9 protein-coding genes are annotated in these 16,460 nt (G+C 72.7%); 7 read left to right on the forward strand and 2 right to left on the reverse strand.

All coding sequences use genetic code 11. The features are described from left to right. Positions 1 to 54: 54 nt before the first annotated feature. Together glgP and OG455_RS14395 are read right to left on the reverse strand one after the other, a co-directional pair. Complete coding sequence (gene glgP / locus OG455_RS14390) at positions 55 to 2,679, reverse strand: alpha-glucan family phosphorylase (protein ID WP_266293702.1); 2,625 nt, start codon at positions 2,677 to 2,679, stop codon at positions 55 to 57. 719 nt (positions 2,680 to 3,398) lie between these two features. Next, the gene (locus OG455_RS14395; protein ID WP_266293703.1) at positions 3,399 to 3,635 is read right to left on the reverse strand and encodes a hypothetical protein; all 237 of its coding nucleotides are present in this window, start codon (positions 3,633 to 3,635) and stop codon (positions 3,399 to 3,401) included. 52 nt (positions 3,636 to 3,687) lie between these two features. On the opposite strand from OG455_RS14395, the gene OG455_RS14400 reads away from it, so the two are divergent. The 7 genes from OG455_RS14400 to OG455_RS14430 all read left to right on the forward strand — a co-directional run bounded on the left by OG455_RS14400 (position 3,688) and on the right by OG455_RS14430 (position 16,448). Then, positions 3,688 to 5,613, forward strand: coding sequence for an alpha-1,4-glucan--maltose-1-phosphate maltosyltransferase (locus tag OG455_RS14400; RefSeq protein ID WP_266293705.1), 1,926 nt, complete (start codon positions 3,688 to 3,690; stop codon positions 5,611 to 5,613). After that, on the forward strand, positions 5,610 to 7,313 hold the full coding sequence (gene treS, locus OG455_RS14405) for a maltose alpha-D-glucosyltransferase (RefSeq protein WP_266293707.1): 1,704 nt from the start codon (positions 5,610 to 5,612) through the stop codon (positions 7,311 to 7,313). The genes OG455_RS14400 and treS overlap by 4 nt, the downstream gene beginning before the upstream one ends. A 228-nt stretch (positions 7,314 to 7,541) precedes the next feature. Then, complete coding sequence (locus OG455_RS14410) at positions 7,542 to 9,080, forward strand: maltokinase (RefSeq protein ID WP_266293709.1); 1,539 nt, start codon at positions 7,542 to 7,544, stop codon at positions 9,078 to 9,080. Between the two features lie 221 nt (positions 9,081 to 9,301). Beyond that, entirely contained in the window at positions 9,302 to 11,506 is a 2,205-nt protein-coding gene (glgB, locus tag OG455_RS14415) for a 1,4-alpha-glucan branching enzyme (RefSeq protein WP_266300776.1), read from the forward strand. Positions 11,507 to 11,714: 208 nt separating this feature from the next. After that, the gene (locus OG455_RS14420; RefSeq protein ID WP_266293711.1) at positions 11,715 to 12,893 is read left to right on the forward strand and encodes an esterase family protein; all 1,179 of its coding nucleotides are present in this window, start codon (positions 11,715 to 11,717) and stop codon (positions 12,891 to 12,893) included. Positions 12,894 to 13,095: 202 nt separating this feature from the next. After that, positions 13,096 to 15,246, forward strand: a complete 2,151-nt coding sequence (gene pta, locus OG455_RS14425) for a phosphate acetyltransferase (protein ID WP_266293713.1) — start codon at positions 13,096 to 13,098, stop codon at positions 15,244 to 15,246. Next, on the forward strand, positions 15,243 to 16,448 hold the full coding sequence (locus OG455_RS14430) for an acetate kinase (RefSeq protein WP_266293715.1): 1,206 nt from the start codon (positions 15,243 to 15,245) through the stop codon (positions 16,446 to 16,448). Before pta ends, OG455_RS14430 begins: the two co-directional genes overlap by 4 nt. Positions 16,449 to 16,460: the final 12 nt, after the last annotated feature.

Below are 16,460 nucleotides of genomic sequence, written 5' to 3' on the forward strand. Positions count from 1 at the left end.
GGTGCGCAGGAAGTCGACCCACCCGACTTCCTGCGCACCAGCTCTCGGGCGGGGCTACCGCAGCACCCCCGCGTCCATCCCGGCCGACTCCGCCGGCAGGGCGACCAGGCCCAGCTCGGCCGGCGAGGCCAGCAGCGGGTGGTTCGGCAGCACCCGGACGGTGTAGCCGAAGGGGCCGGTACGGCCCAACTCCAGCGTGCCCTCGTAGCGCTGACAGCCATTCAGGTCGGGGCCGCCGACCGGCTTGAGGGTCTGGGTCTCGGCATCCCGGATCAGGTCGCGCTCATCGACCGCGCCCGAGACCGCCTGCACCTCGACGTCCTCCGGCTCCAGGCCGCCCAGCGCGACCTGCACCCGCAGCCCGAGCGCCGAGCCCAGCTCGGCCGCCTCCGCCGCCGCCTCCACGTGCTCGACCCGCACCGCCGGCCAGGCTGCCCGCACCCGCGCCTTCCAGTCCGCGAGCAGGCGCGCCCCGTCCCCCGACAGGCCGCGCTGCGCGAGCGCCGCGGGCGCGTACAGCCGCTCCACGTACTCGCGGACCATCCGGCCCGCCAGCACCTTGGGGCCGAGCGTCACCAGGGTGTGCCGCACCATCGCGATCCAGCGGTGCGGGAGCCCGTCACCACCGCGGTCGTAGTAGGTGCCGGCGACCTGGTGCTCGATCAGGTCGTAGAGCGCCGACGCCTCGATGTCGTCGCGCTGGTCCTCGTCGAAGCCGGGTCCGTCGGCGGTCGGGATCGCCCACCCGTTGCGCCCGTCGTACCACTCGTCCCACCAGCCGTCGAGCACCGAGAGGTTCAGGCAGCCGTTGAGCGCCGCCTTCATCCCGGAGGTGCCGCAGGCCTCCAGCGGCCGCAGCGGGTTGTTCAGCCAGACGTCGCAGCCGGGGTAGAGGTGCTTGGCCATCGCCATGTCGTAGTCCGGCAGGAAGACGATCCGGTGCCGCACCGCCGGGTCGTCGGCGAAGGCCACCAGCTGTTGGATCAGCCGCTTTCCGCCGTCGTCCGCCGGGTGCGCCTTGCCCGCCACCACGATCTGCACCGGACGGGTCGGGTGCAGCAGCAGGGAGCGCAGCCGGTCCTGGTCGCGCAGCATCAGGGTGAGCCGCTTGTACGACGGGACCCGCCGGGCGAAGCCGATCGTCAGCACGTCGGGGTCGAGCACCGCGTCGGTCCAGCCCAGCTCCGCGTTCCCGGCGCCGCGCTGGCGCCAGGAGGCCCGCAACCGCCGCCGCGCCTCCTCGACCAGCTGGGCGCGCAGCTCGCGCCGGACCGCCCAGATCTCGGCGTCACCGATCGGCTCGACGCCGCTCCAGCGCTCGGCGGCCCCAACCGCCATCGCGGCCTCGGCCCGGTCGGCGCCGATCTCGGCGGCACCGAGGCGGACCACGGCGGGGTCGATCCAGGTCGGCGCGTGCACGCCGTTGGTGATCGAGGTGATCGGGATCTCGGCGGTGTCGAAGCCGGGCCAGAGGGCACCGAACATCGCGCGGCTGACCTCGCCGTGCAGGGTGCTGACGCCGTTGGCGCGCTGCGCCAGGCGCAGACCCATCGCGGCCATGTTGAAGAGCTTGGGGTCGCCGCCGGGCCAGTCCTCCACGCCGAGCGCGAGCACCTGGTCGACCGGCACGCCGCGCAGCGCCGCGTCGCCGCTGAAGTGGCGGGCCACCTGCTCCCGGTCGAAGCGGTCGATGCCGGCCGGGACGGGAGTGTGGGTGGTGAAGAGGGTCCCGGCCCGGACCGCCTCCAGCGCCGCCGGGAAGTCGACGCCCGGCTCGGCGGAGGCCACCAGCTCCCGGATCCGCTCGATCCCCAGGAAACCCGCGTGCCCCTCGTTGGTGTGGAAGACCTCCGGATCGGGGTGGCCGGTCAGCCGGCAGAAGGCCCGCACCGCCCGGACCCCGCCGATGCCGAGCAGCATCTCCTGCAGCAGCCGGTGCTCGCTGCCACCGCCGTAGAGCCGGTCGGTGACGTCGCGTTCGGTGGCCGCGTTCGCCTCCAGGTCGGAGTCGAGCAGCAGCAACGGGATCCGCCCCACCTGCGCCCGCCAGATCTGCGCGGCCAGCGTGCGCCCACCGGGCAGCATCAGCTCGACCCGGCAGGGGGTCCCGTCCGGCTCGCGCAGCAGCGAGACCGCCAGCTCGTCGGGGTCGAGCACGGGGTAGCGCTCCTGCTGCCACCCGTCGCGGGTCAGCGACTGGCGGAAGTAGCCGTGCCGGTAGAAGAGCCCCACCCCGATCAGCGGGACGCCGAGGTCGCTGGCGGCCTTGAGGTGGTCGCCGGCCAGGATGCCCAGGCCGCCCGAGTACTGCGGCAGCGCGGCGGCGATGCCGTACTCCGGCGAGAAGTAGGCGATGGCCGCGGGACGTTCGCCGAGCGGCTGGTAGGACTGGTACCAGCGCGGGCCGCTCAGGTAGTCGTGCAGGTCGTCGGTGAGGTCGCCCAGCCGCCGCAGGAAGCGGCGGTCGGTGGCGAGCGCGGCGAGCCGGGCGGCCGGCACCTCGCCGAGCAGCCGGACCGGGTCCTCGCCGACGGCCTCCCAGACCCCGGGATCGACCGAGCGGAACAGCTCCCGGGTCTCCGGGTGCCACGACCAGCGCAGGTTGAGCGCGAGTTCGTGCAGCGGCTGGAGCTGCTCGGGCATGACGGTGCGGACGGTGAATCTGCGGATGGCCTTCACGGCCCGAAGCGTAGACCGCCCCGACGGGGTGATGGGTCGTCAACTCTCGTAACACAGCTCCATTCGGGCGACAGATGAGATCACGTCGGGCGCAATCCGCGCCACAGGGGGCGCACCTGGCGCACACTGAGGGGCGAGCGCACGCCGGGCGTGCGGAGTACCCCCGACCGGGTGGCTGCGGATGGCCGGTCTGCTCCCCCGCACCACCCACGCTGGCCTCGTACCGAGTGGTAAGAGCTACGAACAGTGCGAGGATGGGCACAGGCCGCTGTCGCAGCGGATCGGCATGGGTGGCGATTTCCGTGCGGCTCGGCCGGTCCTCCGCTCTTCGTTCCCTTCCCCGACCCTTCGTCAGCCCGCTGACCGCCGGCCCCTGGCGTCCAGCTGCCGACCATTAGCCCACCCGGCTCACCCGGTGTCCTCCCTGGTGTGCCACCGCGTGTCCTCACGCCTGCCCTGATCGTTCCCGGGGTGGGTCGGAATCGCCCTTGCGGGCGTCCCGCGAGGCCGCGCGCCGGGACGCGCGCCGCGTCGCGGGTCCGGACCGCCACGGGCACCGGATCCGGCCAGGCTCCCGGGCACGGTGGTCACGGGCAGGCTCCGGTCACTCGTCAGTCCCCCCACCCAGCAGTCCTCCCGGTACTCCCCGGTGCTCGATCCGCCCGCGGGACTGCCGCCGATCTCGGGCAGGAGTTTGGCATGCACGGCGACACACGGAATCAGTCCGCACTGGTGTCCGAGGGGTTGGAGCCAGTCACCGTGCCGGTATCGATTCCGGCCATATCGGAGCCGCGCGCCGCACGCGCCCCCCGAACGGCCGAAGCACCGTCGGCGAAGTCACCCGAGCCGAAGTCAGCCGACCCGAAATCACCCGACCCGAAGCAGACGCCGGCCAAGCGCGCCGCCGCTGCCACCCGCACCACGACCACCCGCACCACAGCGGCAACCCGCACCACGGCCGGTCCCCGCAGCACGGCGGCGACCCGCCGGGCGAAGGAGAACGACCCGATGATCGGCCGGATCCCCGTCCTGGACGTCGCCCCGCTGGTGGACGGCGGCCGCCGCCCCGCCCGCGCGGTGGTCGGCGAAACCTTCCAGGTCACCGCCACCGTCTTCCGCGAGGGCCACGACGCGGTCAACGCCAACGTGGTGCTGCGCGACCCGCGCGGGCGCGGCGGCGCCCTGCTCCCGATGCGCGAGCTGGCGCCCGGCACCGACCGCTGGGGCGCCGACGTCACCCCGACGGCCGAAGGCCGGTGGAGCTACAGCGTGGAGGCCTGGAGCGACCCGGTCGCCACCTGGCAGCACACCGCCGCGGTCAAGCTGCCGGCCGGCCAGGACGTCGAACTGACCCTGGAGGAGGGTGCGCTGCTGCTGGAGCGGGCCGCCGCCGGGGTGCCCAAGAAGGACGGCCGCGCCGAGGTGCTCCGGGCCGTGGACGCGCTGCGCGACCCGGTGCTGCCCCCGCTCTCCCGCCTCGCCGCCGCGCTCGCCCCCTCCGTGACGGGCCCGCTGACCCGCCATCCGCTGCGTGAGCTGGTCACCTCCTCGGCCGCGCTGCCGCTCCAGGTGGAGCGGGAGCGGGCGCTGTACGGCTCCTGGTACGAGTTCTTCCCGCGCTCGGAGGGCGCCACCCTGACGCCCCCGCGCTCGGGCACCTTCCGCACCGCCGCGAAGCGCCTGCCGGCGATCGCCGCGATGGGCTTCGACGTGCTCTACCTGCCGCCGATCCACCCGATCGGCCTGGCCTACCGCAAGGGCCCGAACAACAGCCTGACCCCGGGCCCGGACGACGTCGGCTCGCCGTGGGCGATCGGCTCGCCGGAGGGCGGCCACGACGCGGTCCACCCCGACCTCGGCACCATCGAGGACTTCGACGCCTTCGTCGAGCGCGCCACCGAGCTGGGCCTGGAGATCGCGCTGGACTTCGCGCTGCAGGCCTCGCCCGACCACCCCTGGGTCAACAAGCACCCGGAGTGGTTCAGCCACCGGATCGACGGGACCATCGCCTACGCCGAGAACCCGCCGAAGAAGTACCAGGACATCTACCCGATCAACTTCGACCAGGACTTCGAGGGCCTGGTGATCGAGACGCTGCGGCTGCTGCGCCACTGGATGGGTCACGGGGTGCGGATCTTCCGCGTCGACAACCCGCACACCAAGCCCGTGCACTTCTGGGAGAAGGTGATCGGCGAGATCAACCGGACCGACCCCGACGTGATCTTCCTGGCCGAGGCCTTCACCCGCCCCGCCATGATGCACACGCTGGCGAAGATCGGCTTCCAGCAGTCCTACACCTACTTCACCTGGCGCAACAGCAAGCACGAGCTCACCGAGTACCTGACCGAGCTCACCGGCGCGGCGGCCGCCTACATGCGGCCGAACTTCTTCGCCAACACCCCGGACATCCTGCCCCGCCACCTGCAGCACCAGGGGCCGGCCGCCTTCGCGCTGCGCGCGGTGCTGGCCGCCACCCTCTCGCCCAGCTACGGCATCTACGCCGGCTACGAGCTGGCCGAGTCCGCGCCGGCCGGCCCGGACACCGAGGAGTACCTGGACAGCGAGAAGTACCAGCTGCGCCCGCGCGACTGGAGCCGCACCGACACCCTGGCGCCCCTGCTCACCACCCTCAACCGGCTGCGCCGCGAGCACCCCGCCCTGCGGGAGCTGCGCAACCTCACCTTCCTGCCCACCGACAACGAGCAGGTCATCGCCTACACCAAGCGGACCGGCACGGACCAGGTGATCGTCGTGGTCAACCTGGACCCGCACCACCCGCAGGAAGCCACCGTCACCCTCCCGAGTGACGAGCAGCTCATCGTCGACGACGAGCTGCGCGGCGAGCGCTACACCTGGCACCGCGACAACTACGTCCGGCTCGAACCCTCAACGGCGCCGGCCCACCTCCTCACGGTTCGGAGGACCTCCCTGTGATTGTGAACGAGCCCGTCCACGACACCTTCGCGGACACCGAGAAGAAGGACCTGGACCCCGAGTGGTTCAGGCGTGCGGTCTTCTACGAGGTGCTGGTGCGGTCCTTCCAGGACAGCAACGGCGACGGTGTGGGTGACCTCAAGGGGCTCACCGCGAAGCTCGACTACCTCCAGTGGCTCGGCGTCGACTGCCTCTGGCTGCCACCGTTCTTCGCCTCCCCGCTGCGCGACGGCGGGTACGACGTGGCCGACTACAAGTCGGTGCTGCCCGAGTTCGGCGATCTGGCCGACTTCGTCGAGTTCGTGGACGCCGCCCACAAGCGCGGCATGCGGGTGATCATCGACTTCGTGATGAACCACACCAGCGACCAGCACCCGTGGTTCCAGGCCTCCCGCAACGACCCCGAGGGGCCGTACGGCGACTTCTACATGTGGGCGGACGACGACAAGCAGTACCCGGACGCCCGGATCATCTTCGTCGACACCGAGAGCTCCAACTGGACCTACGACCCGGTGCGCAAGCAGTACTTCTGGCACCGGTTCTTCTCCCACCAGCCGGACCTGAACTACGACAACCCCAGGGTCCAGGAGGAGATGGTCGCGGGCCTGCGGTTCTGGCTGGACCTGGGCATCGACGGCTTCCGGCTGGACGCGGTGCCGTACCTGTTCGCGCGCGAGGGCACCAACTGCGAGAACCTCCCCGAGACCCACGAGTTCCTCCAGCGGGTCCGCAAGGAGATCGACGCCGACTACCCGGACACCGTGCTGCTCGCCGAGGCCAACCAGTGGCCCGAGGACGTGGTCGACTACTTCGGCGACTTCACCTCCGGCGGCGACGAGTGCCACATGGCCTTCCACTTCCCGGTGATGCCGCGGATCTTCATGGCGGTGCGCCGCGAGTCGCGCTACCCGGTCTCGGAGATCCTCGCCAAGACGCCGACCATCCCCTCCGGCTGCCAGTGGGGCATCTTCCTGCGCAACCACGACGAGCTGACCCTGGAGATGGTCACCGACGAGGAGCGCGACTACATGTACGCGGAGTACGCGAAGGACCCGCGGATGCGGGCCAACGTGGGCATCCGCCGCCGGCTCGCCCCGCTGCTGGAGAACGACCGCAACCAGATCGAGCTCTTCACCGCCCTGCTGCTCTCGCTGCCCGGCTCGCCGGTGCTCTACTACGGCGACGAGATCGGCATGGGCGACAACATCTGGCTGGGGGATCGCGACGGGGTGCGCACCCCGATGCAGTGGACCCCCGACCGCAACGCGGGTTTCTCCTCCGCCGACCCGGGCAGGCTCAGTCTGCCGCCCATCATGGATCCGGTGTACGGATACCAGGTGACCAACGTCGAAGCGCAGCAGAGCAGTTCCTCCTCGCTGCTGCACTGGACGCGGCGGATGATCGAGATCCGCAAGCTCAACCCGGCGTTCGGGCTCGGCAGTTACACCGAACTCCCGTCCAGCAATCCGGCCGTGCTGGCCTTCGTGCGCGAGTACGAGGGCGACCTGGTCATGTGTGTGAACAACTTCTCCCGCTTCCCCCAGCCCACCGAGCTGGACCTGCGGCAGTACGGCGGGCGCTACCCGGTCGAGCTGATCGGCGGGGTGCGGTTCCCGTCGATCGGCGAGTGGCCGTACCTGCTCACCCTGGCGGGGCACGGCTTCTACTGGTTCCAGTTGCGCAGGCCCGGCGCGCAGTAACGATCCACCAGCTCCGTCCGCCCGCACGGGGGCGCGGGACCAGCCTCGCGCCCCTCGGCGAGCCACGCGCCACGTACGTACGGAGAACAGCCCAACGCGTACCCACCCTCAGGCGTGTCACCCGAGTGTCCCTCGCGTGCCGCCGCAGCAGCGCCGCCGAAATCCGGAAGACTGGCGGGCCCGGCCAGACCCGTCGGGCCGTCAGCCCGCTTCCGGGGAAAGGGAGTCATGTCGGAAATCTCCCGTTCTCAAGCCCACGCCCACCGCGACGCGGGTACCGCGCCACGCGGTCCGGGCGGTCCAGGTGCTCCGCACGGCGCCGCCGGCGCGGTGCGGAGCACCACCGGGCACAGTCAGGGCGGGAACAGCGGCAGACCGCGGATCGGGGGTTCACTGGCCGTCGGTGAACTCGTCGAGGCCGCTCTGCCGCTGATCGCCGACTGGCTCCCCGGTCAGCGCTGGTACGCGGGCAAGGGCCAGGCGATCACCGGGCTGCACCCGCTCACCGCGACCCCGCTGCTGACCGGCGACCCGGCCATGCTGCACCTGCTGCTGCGGGTGGAGCACGGCGCCGGCGCCGACCTCTACCAGTTGCTCCTGGGCCTGCGCACCGAGGCGCCGTCCGGGCTGCTCCCGGAGGCGGTGCTCGGCAGCCTCACCCACGGCCCCTACGACGGCGCCACCCTCTACGACGCGGTGCACGACCCCGAGCTGACCGGGCGGCTGCTCGGCCACCTGGCCACCGCCGACCGGTTCGGCCCGCTCTCCTTCCGCCGCACCCCTGGTCCCGGCCTGCCCAGCGACCTGCTCGGCCGGGCCGGCACCGCCGAGCAGAGCAACACCTCGGTCATCTACGGCACCTCCTTCATCCTCAAGCTGTTCCGCCGGATCAGCCCGGGCACCAACCCCGACCTGGAGCTCTCGCTCGCCCTCTCGCGGGCCGGCAGCACCCGGATCCCCCGGGTGGCCGCCTGGTTCGAGAGCCGGCTGACGGGCGCCGAACCGGCCACCCTGGGTCTGCTGCAGCGCTTCCTGCCGGATGCGGAGGACGGCTGGGAGCTGGCCCTGGACCAGGTGGCCCGGCTCAAGGGCGACCCCAGCCCCGGCAACTTCGCGGTGGAGGCGCACCGGCTGGGACGGGCCACCGCCGAGGTGCACCGGGTGCTGGCCCGCGCGCTGCCGGTGGCCAGACTGGACCGCGAGCAGATCGGGCGGCTGGCCACCGCGATGACCGAGCGCCTGGACGTGGCCGCCGCCGCCGTCCCGGCGCTGCGCCGCTACCGGCCCGCGCTGCACACCGCCTTCCAGCAGCTGACGGCCGACCACCTGACCGGGCTGACCGTCCAGCGGATCCACGGCGACCTGCACCTGGGGCAGGCGATGCGGACCCCGCACGGCTGGGTGCTGCTGGACTTCGAGGGGGAACCGGCCAAGTCGGTGGCCGAGCGGCGGGTGCCGCAGCCGGCCCTGCGCGACGTGGCGGCGATGCTGCGCTCCTTCGACTACGCGGCGGCCCACCTGCTGGCCGGCGCCGAACCGGACCCCCAACTGGCCCACCTGGCCGCGAGCTGGGCGGCCCGCAACCGCACCGCCTACTGCGCCGGCTACACGGCGGCCGGCGGCACCGATCCGGCGAGCTGCCCGGAGCTGCTGCGGGCGCTGGAGATCGACAAGGCGGTGTACGAGGTGGTCTACGAGGCCCGGCACCGGCCCGGCTGGCTGCCGATCCCGCTCACCGCCATCCACCGCCTCGCCACGGCTTCATGACACCGCACCAGCGCCCGGATCACTGACCCTTACTCGCCAGGAGGAACCCCGCAGTGGCCCCGCTCGACCGCACCAACCCGACCGTGCCCGCCACCTTCCTGCCGGGCGGCGGGCCGCGGCCCCGCGCGGCGGCGCCCGGGCACGACGCGCCCGGGCCCGAGACCCCGGCCACTGCCGATCCCGTCATCGCACCGCAACCCCCCAGCCCGATCACCAGTCCGGTGGACGCCCCGGCGCTCCGGCTGGCGGAGGCGCCGCTGCCGCCGGCCGAGATCGACCGGCTGGTCGGCGGCGCCCACCACGACCCGCACGCGCTGCTCGGCGCGCATCCCACCACCGGCGGCACCGCGATCCGGGTGCTGCGCCCGCTGGCCGAACGGGTCACCATCGAGACCGCCTACGGTCCCGCCGAGCTGACCCACCAGCAGGCCGGCCTCTTCACCGGCCTGCTGCCCGGCTCGGCCATCCCGGCCTACCGGCTCAAGGTCCGCTACCCGGGCGGCGAGCCGCTCGCCCAGGAGGACGGCTACCGCTTCGCGCCCACGCTGGGTGAATTGGACCTGCACCTGATCCGCGAGGGGCGGCACGAGCAGCTCTGGCAGGCGCTCGGCTCGCACCCGCGCACGGTGGACGGGGTGGCCGGCACCGCCTTCGCGGTGTGGGCGCCGAACGCGGTCGGGGTGCGGCTGGCGGGCGACTTCAACCACTGGGACGGCACCGGGTTCCCGATGCGCTCGCTGGGCGCCAGCGGGGTCTGGGAGCTCTTCGTGCCCGGACTCGGGGTCGGTGCGCGCTACAAGTACGAGATCCGTACCCGGGACGGGCGGCTGCTGCAGAAGGCCGACCCGCTGGCCCGGGCCGCCCAGTGCCCGCCGGAGACCGCCTCCGTGGTGCACGTCTCCGACTACACCTGGGGTGACGCGCAGTGGCTGGAGCGGCGTGCCCTCAGCCACCACCACCGGTCCCCGATGTCGGTCTACGAGCTGCACCTGGCCTCCTGGCGACCGGGTCTGAGTTACCGTCAGCTGGCGGTGGAGCTGCCGGCCTACCTGCGGGAGCTGAACTTCACGCACGTGGAGTTCCTGCCGGTGATGGAGCACCCGTTCGGCGGCTCCTGGGGCTACCAGGTCTCCGGGTTCTACGCGCCCACCGCCCGGCTGGGCACCCCGGACGACTTCAAGTTCCTGATCGACGCGCTGCACCAGGCCGGCATCGGCGTCATCGTCGACTGGGTGCCGGCGCACTTCCCCAAGGACGACTTCGCGCTGGCCCGCTTCGACGGCGCGCCGCTCTACGAGCCCGCCGACCCGCGCCGCGCCGAGCACCCCGACTGGGGCACCCTGGAGTTCGACTACGGCCGCACCGAGGTGCGCAACTTCCTGGTCGCCAACGCGGTCTACTGGTGCGAGGAGTTCCACATCGACGGCCTGCGGGTGGACGCGGTCGCCTCCATGCTCTACCTCGACTACTCCCGCCAGGACGGGCAGTGGACGCCCAACCAGTACGGCGGCCGGGAGAACCTGGACGCGGTCGCCTTCCTGCAGGAGATGAACGCCACCGTCTACCGCCGCTGCCCCGGCGTGGTCACCATCGCCGAGGAGTCCACCGCCTGGGACGGCGTCACCCGCCCCACCGACACCGGCGGCCTGGGCTTCGGCCTGAAGTGGAACATGGGCTGGATGCACGACTCGCTGGTCTACATCAGCAAGGAGCCCGTCCACCGCAAGTACCACCACAACGAGCTCACCTTCTCGATGGTCTACGCCTACTCCGAGAACTACGTGCTGCCGATCTCGCACGACGAGGTCGTGCACGGCAAGGGCGCGCTGGTCGCCAAGATGCCCGGCGACTGGTGGCAGCAGCGCGCCAACCACCGCGCCTACCTGGGCTTCATGTGGGCCCACCCCGGCAAGCAACTGCTCTTCATGGGACAGGAGTTCGCCCAGGGCGCGGAGTGGGACCACGAACAGGGCCCGCAGTGGTGGGTGCTCGACGAGGGCTGGCCGGCCGCCCAGGAGCACCTGGGCGTGCAGCGGCTGGTCGGCGAGCTCAACCGGGTCTACCGGGCCGCCCCCGCGCTCTGGGAGCAGGACACCAGCCCCGACGGCTTCCGCTGGCTGGACGCCGGTGCCGCCGAGGACAACCTGCTCTCCTTCGTGCGCCACCCGCTCCAGGGCCCGCCGCTGGTGGCGGTCTGCAACTTCTCCCCGGTGGTGCGCCACGGCCACCGGGTCGGCCTGCCCACCCTGGGCGGCGCCGAGCAGCTCTGGACCGAGGCGCTGAACACCGACGCCGAGCGCTTCGGCGGCAGCGGGGTGGCCAACCCCGCGCTGATCAAGGCCGAGCCGGTGGAGTGGAACGGGCAGTCGCGCAGCGCCGAACTGATCATCCCGCCGCTGGCCACCCTCTGGCTGCGCCCGGCCTGAGCGCCGCCGGGGGGGTGGATGACGGACCGTCGGCCGGTGGTGCGCGGTCGGAGCACCCGCTCCGGCCGCGCACCACCGGTTCAGGTGCGCGCCGAGCCGACTCCATCTCCCTTGCGCAATCGCGCAACCGAACACCTGTACCCTGGTGTCTCTCTTCTCGCCGGGCAGTGGGCCCGGGCGGCACAGGAGCGGGATACCGAAGAGCACGATGGCACTGACAGGCACCCCCTTCTTCATTCTCACGATCGTCCTCTTCGTGGCCTCGATCGCGCTGGCCCTGGCCCAGTTCAGGGCGCGGGGGAAGGGCGGTGCCGCGCGCGGCACCAACCGGCGCCGCCGGGCCGGGGGCGGGGGCGGCGGCCCGCTGCGGACCGTCGGATACCTGGCGACCATCCTGCTCTGCCAGTTCACCGCCGTGGCGCTGGTCTTCGTGATGGTCAACAACGCGAACCAGCTCTACGACAACTGGGGCGACCTGCTCGGCACCTCGAACCACGTCCAGGCGGTCCCGGTACCGCCCAAGGACAACGGCCTGGCCGGCGACCAGGCGGCCGCCTCGGGACCGCCCCGGCAGAAGGTGTCGCAGACCTTCAAGCCCGCCTCCTCCGACGCGGTGCCCAAGGACGTGAAGGAGACCGACCTCAAGGGCAAGCTCTCCGGGGTGGACGGCGAGGTGCTGGTCTGGACGCCGCCGCAGTACGACGACCCCGCCTACGCGAACAAGAGCTTCCCGGTGGTCGAGCTGCTGGCCGGCTACCCCGGCAGCTCCAGCACCTGGTTCGGCGGGATGGCCGCCAGCCAGCAGCTCGCCCCGCTGATGAAGAGCGGCCAGATCACCCCGTTCATCCTGGTCTCGCCCCGGGTCACACTGCTCAGCAGCAACGACACCGGCTGCGCGGACGTCCCGAACAAGGTCAACGCCGAGACCTGGCTGTCGCGCGACGTGCCGCAGATGGTGATGGACAACTTCCGGGCGGCCGACACCGCGGCCGGCTGGGCGGTGGCCGGCTACTCCGCCGGCGGCCACTGCGCCACCCGCCTCGCGCTGGGCCACCCCGACCGGTACCGCGCCGGGATCAGCATGTCCGGCTACAACGACCCGAACGGCGAGCCGGACTCGCTGACCGCCAAGGACCCCCAGCTGCGCCAGAACTGCAACCCGCTCCACCTGCTCACCAGCGCCCAGAGCCCGCCGAACGTCGCGCTCTGGGTGGCCGGCGGCAAGGGCGGGCAGGGCCTGGAGGACGCCGTCGCCCTGCAGCAGGCCGCGAAGGCACCGACCGCCGTGACCACCGTGGAGACCCCGAGCGCACACGCGATCTCCACCTGGGAGCCGCTGGTGGTCCCCTCCTTCCAGTGGCTCTCCAAGCTGATCCCGGCCCCGTAGCCCCGCCTCGCCCCGCGGTCCCGCCCGGTGGCCCGCCCCGGTGGCCCCGCCGCCGCGGGTCCCGGCCACCGGGGACCTTCGGCCCCTTGCTCCGGCCGGCCCCACGGGCATGCGAACGGGCCGCCGCACTGCGAAGGTATGGTCGAACCGATCACCGGGCCGCAGGGCGCCGGAGGCAGCCGCAACGGACGGAGTGACACGCGTGGCGCGCAGTGTGTACGTGACCGGGATCGGCCGGGGGGACGGTCGGCAGGCCGTCGAACTCGGGGTCATGGAGCTGCTCACCCGCCAGGTGGACCGGGTCGGGGTGTTCCGGCCGCTGGTCCACGCGCAGGCCGCCGGGGAGCCGGGCGCCGACCACGTGGTCGAACTGCTCCGCGCCCGCTACCGGCTGGACCTGCCGGCCGCCGAGCTCTACGGCCTGACCTACGAGGAGGCCGCCGAACTACAGGCCACCCAGGGGCAGGACGAGCTGGTCAGCACCCTGGTCGACCGGTTCCGCGCGCTGGAGCGCAAGTGCCAGGCCGTCCTGGTGCTCGGCACCGACTTCGCGGACACCAGCATCCCGGACGAGCTGGCCTTCAACGCGCGCCTGGCCAACGAGTTCGGCGCCTGGGTGCTGCCGGTGGTCGGCGGCCACGACCAGGACCCGCCCACCGTGATCGCCGAGGTGCTGGGCGCCTACCGCGCCTACACCGACCTGGGCTGCTCGGCGCTGGCGGTGATCGCCAACCGGGTGGTCCCGAACAGCAAGCAGCGGGCGCTGCGCGGCCTGGCCCCCAAGCTGCCGGTGCCCGTCTACGTGATCCCCGAGGAACTCGCGCTGGCCGCACCGACGGTGGCCCAGCTGGTGGAGGCCACCGGTGCCGAGGTGCTGCTCGGCGACGCGGCCGGTCTGGCCCGCGACGTGCGCGGCTTCGTCTTCGGCGGCGCGATGCTGCCCACCTTCCTGCCCGCGCTGACCGAGGGGGCGCTGGTGGTGACCCCGGGCGACCGGGCCGACCTGCTGATCGGCTCGCTCGCCGCGCACGCCGCCGGCGCGCCGCCGATCGCCGGGGTGCTGCTGACCCTGGCTCAGCACCCCGGCCAGGACGTGCTGGCGCTGGCCGCCCGGCTGGCCCCCGGCACCCCGGTCGCGGTGGTCCCGGAGGGCAGCTGGCCGACCGCGGCCGCGCTCACCCACCTGGAGGGCAAGCTCTCCGCGAGCAGCCCGCGGAAGGCCGAGATCGCCCTGGGCCTGTTCGAACTTCATGTGGACACCGCGGAGTTGACCAGCCGGATCGAACTGAGCCGGTCCGACCGGGTGACCCCGATGATGTTCGAGCACGAGCTGCTGGAGCGGGCCCGCGGCAACCGCCGGCACGTGGTGCTGCCCGAGGGCACCGAGGAGCGGGTGCTGCGGGCCGCCGAGATCCTGCTGCGCCGCAACATCTGCGACCTGACCCTGCTCGGCGAGGTGGACGCGGTGCGCCGCAAGGCCGCGAGCCTGGGCATCACGCTGCCGCAGCCGGACCAGCAGGCCGACCGGGCCCAGCTGCGGATCGTCGACCCGGCCACCAGCCCGCTGCGCCAGGGGTTCGCCGAGCTCTACGCCACCGTGCGCGCGCACAAGGGCATGACCGTCGAGCTGGCCCTCGACGTGGTCACCGACGTCAGCTACTTCGGCACCCTGATGGTGCAGGAGGGCATCGCCGACGGCATGGTCTCCGGCGCCGTGCACTCCACCGCCGCGACCATCCGGCCCGCCTTCGAGGTGATCAAGACCTCGCCCGGCGCCGCGATCGTCTCCTCGGTCTTCTTCATGTGCCTGGCCGACCAGGTGCTGGTCTACGGCGACTGCGCGGTCAACCCGGACCCGGATGCCCAGCAACTGGCCGACATCGCGATCCAGTCCGCCGAGACCGCCGCCGCCTTCGGCGTCGAGCCCCGGGTCGCGATGCTCTCCTACTCCACCGGCACCTCCGGCTCGGGCGCGGACGTGGACAAGGTCCGCCGGGCCACCGAGCTGGTCCGCTCGCTCCGTCCCGACCTGCTGGTGGAGGGGCCGATCCAGTACGACGCGGCGGTGGACGCGCACGTGGCCGCCACCAAGCTGCCGGGCTCCGCGGTCGCGGGCCGGGCCAGCGTGCTGATCTTCCCGGACCTGAACACCGGCAACAACACCTACAAGGCCGTGCAGCGCTCGGCCGGCGCGGTCGCGGTCGGACCGGTGCTGCAGGGCCTGCGCAAGCCGGTCAACGACCTGTCCCGCGGGGCGCTGGTGCAGGACATCGTCAACACCGTGGCGATCACCGCCATCCAGGCGCAGCGGGAGCAGGACGCGCGCCAGGAGCAGAAGGAGGAGAGCGCATGACCGAGGCGACCCGGATCCTGGTGCTCAACGCCGGCTCCTCGTCGGTCAAGTACCAGCTGATCGACATGGTGGACGGCTCGCGGCCGGCGGTCGGCCTGGTGGAGCGGATCGGCGAGCGCGGCGGGCGGCTGCTGCACACCCCCGCCGGCGGCGAGCGGCGCGAGTCGGTGCGGGCCTTCCCCGACCACTGGGCCGCGCTGCAGGCGGTGGCCCAGGAGCTGGCCGCCGACGGCCTGGGCCTGGACTCCCCCGAGCTCGCGGCGATCGGGCACCGGGTGGTGCACGGCGGCATGCGGTTCACCGCGCCCACCCGGATCACCGACGAGGTGCTGACCGAGATCCGCCGCCTGGTGCCGGTGGCCCCGCTGCACAACCCGGCCAACATCATCGGCATCGAGGTGGCCCGGGCGCTGCGCCCCGACCTGCCGCAGATCGCGGTCTTCGACACCGCCTTCCACACCACGATCCCCGAGCACGCGGCCCGCTACGCGATCGACACCGCGGTGGCCGACGAGCACCGGGTGCGCCGCTACGGCTTCCACGGCACCTCCCACCAGTACGTCGCGCGGGCCACCGCGCGGCTGCTCGGCAGGGCGCCGGAGGAGGTCAACGTGATCGTGCTGCACCTGGGCAACGGCGCCTCGGCCTCGGCGGTGGCCGGCGGGGTCTGCGTGGAGACCTCGATGGGCCTCACCCCGCTGGAGGGCCTGGTGATGGGCACCAGGTCGGGCGACATCGACCCGGGCGTGATCTTCCACCTGCACCGGGTCGGCGGCCTGTCCATCGACGAGATCGACGACCTGCTGAACCGCCGCAGCGGCCTGCTCGGCCTCTGCGGGGACAACGACATGCGCGAGATCATCCGCCGCACCGAGGCCGGCGACCAGGCCGCCGAGCTGGCCTTCCGGGCCTACGTCCACCGGCTGCGCAAGTACCTCGGCGGCTACTACGCGGTGCTCGGCCACCTGGACGCCGTCGCCTTCACCGCCGGGGTGGGCGAGAACGCGGCGCCCGTGCGCGCGGCGGCCACCGCCGGCCTGGAGGAGCTGGGCATCGCGGTGGACCCCGAGCTGAACTCGGTCCGCTCCGGCGAGCCGCGGCTGATCTCACCGGCCTACTCGCGGGTCGCGGTGGCCGTGGTGCCCACCGACGAGGAGCTGGAGATCGCCCAGCAGGCGTACGCGCTGGTCCGCACGAGCTAGTCCGAACTGTCG

It is taken from the genome of Kitasatospora sp. NBC_01287, assembly GCF_026340565.1.
Classification (GTDB): Bacteria; Actinomycetota; Actinomycetes; order Streptomycetales; family Streptomycetaceae; genus Kitasatospora.

Bases quoted from the DNA above. Each gene is read 5' to 3' on its own strand.
- OG455_RS14430 (WP_266293715.1), top strand. From the start codon at position 15,243: ATGACCGAGGCGACCCGGATCCTGGTGCTCAACGCCGGCTCCTCGTCG.
- OG455_RS14410 (WP_266293709.1), top strand. From the start codon at position 7,542: ATGTCGGAAATCTCCCGTTCTCAAGCCCACGCCCACCGCGACGCGGGT.
- OG455_RS14400 (WP_266293705.1), top strand. From the start codon at position 3,688: ATGATCGGCCGGATCCCCGTCCTGGACGTCGCCCCGCTGGTGGACGGC.
- OG455_RS14420 (WP_266293711.1), top strand. From the start codon at position 11,715: ATGGCACTGACAGGCACCCCCTTCTTCATTCTCACGATCGTCCTCTTC.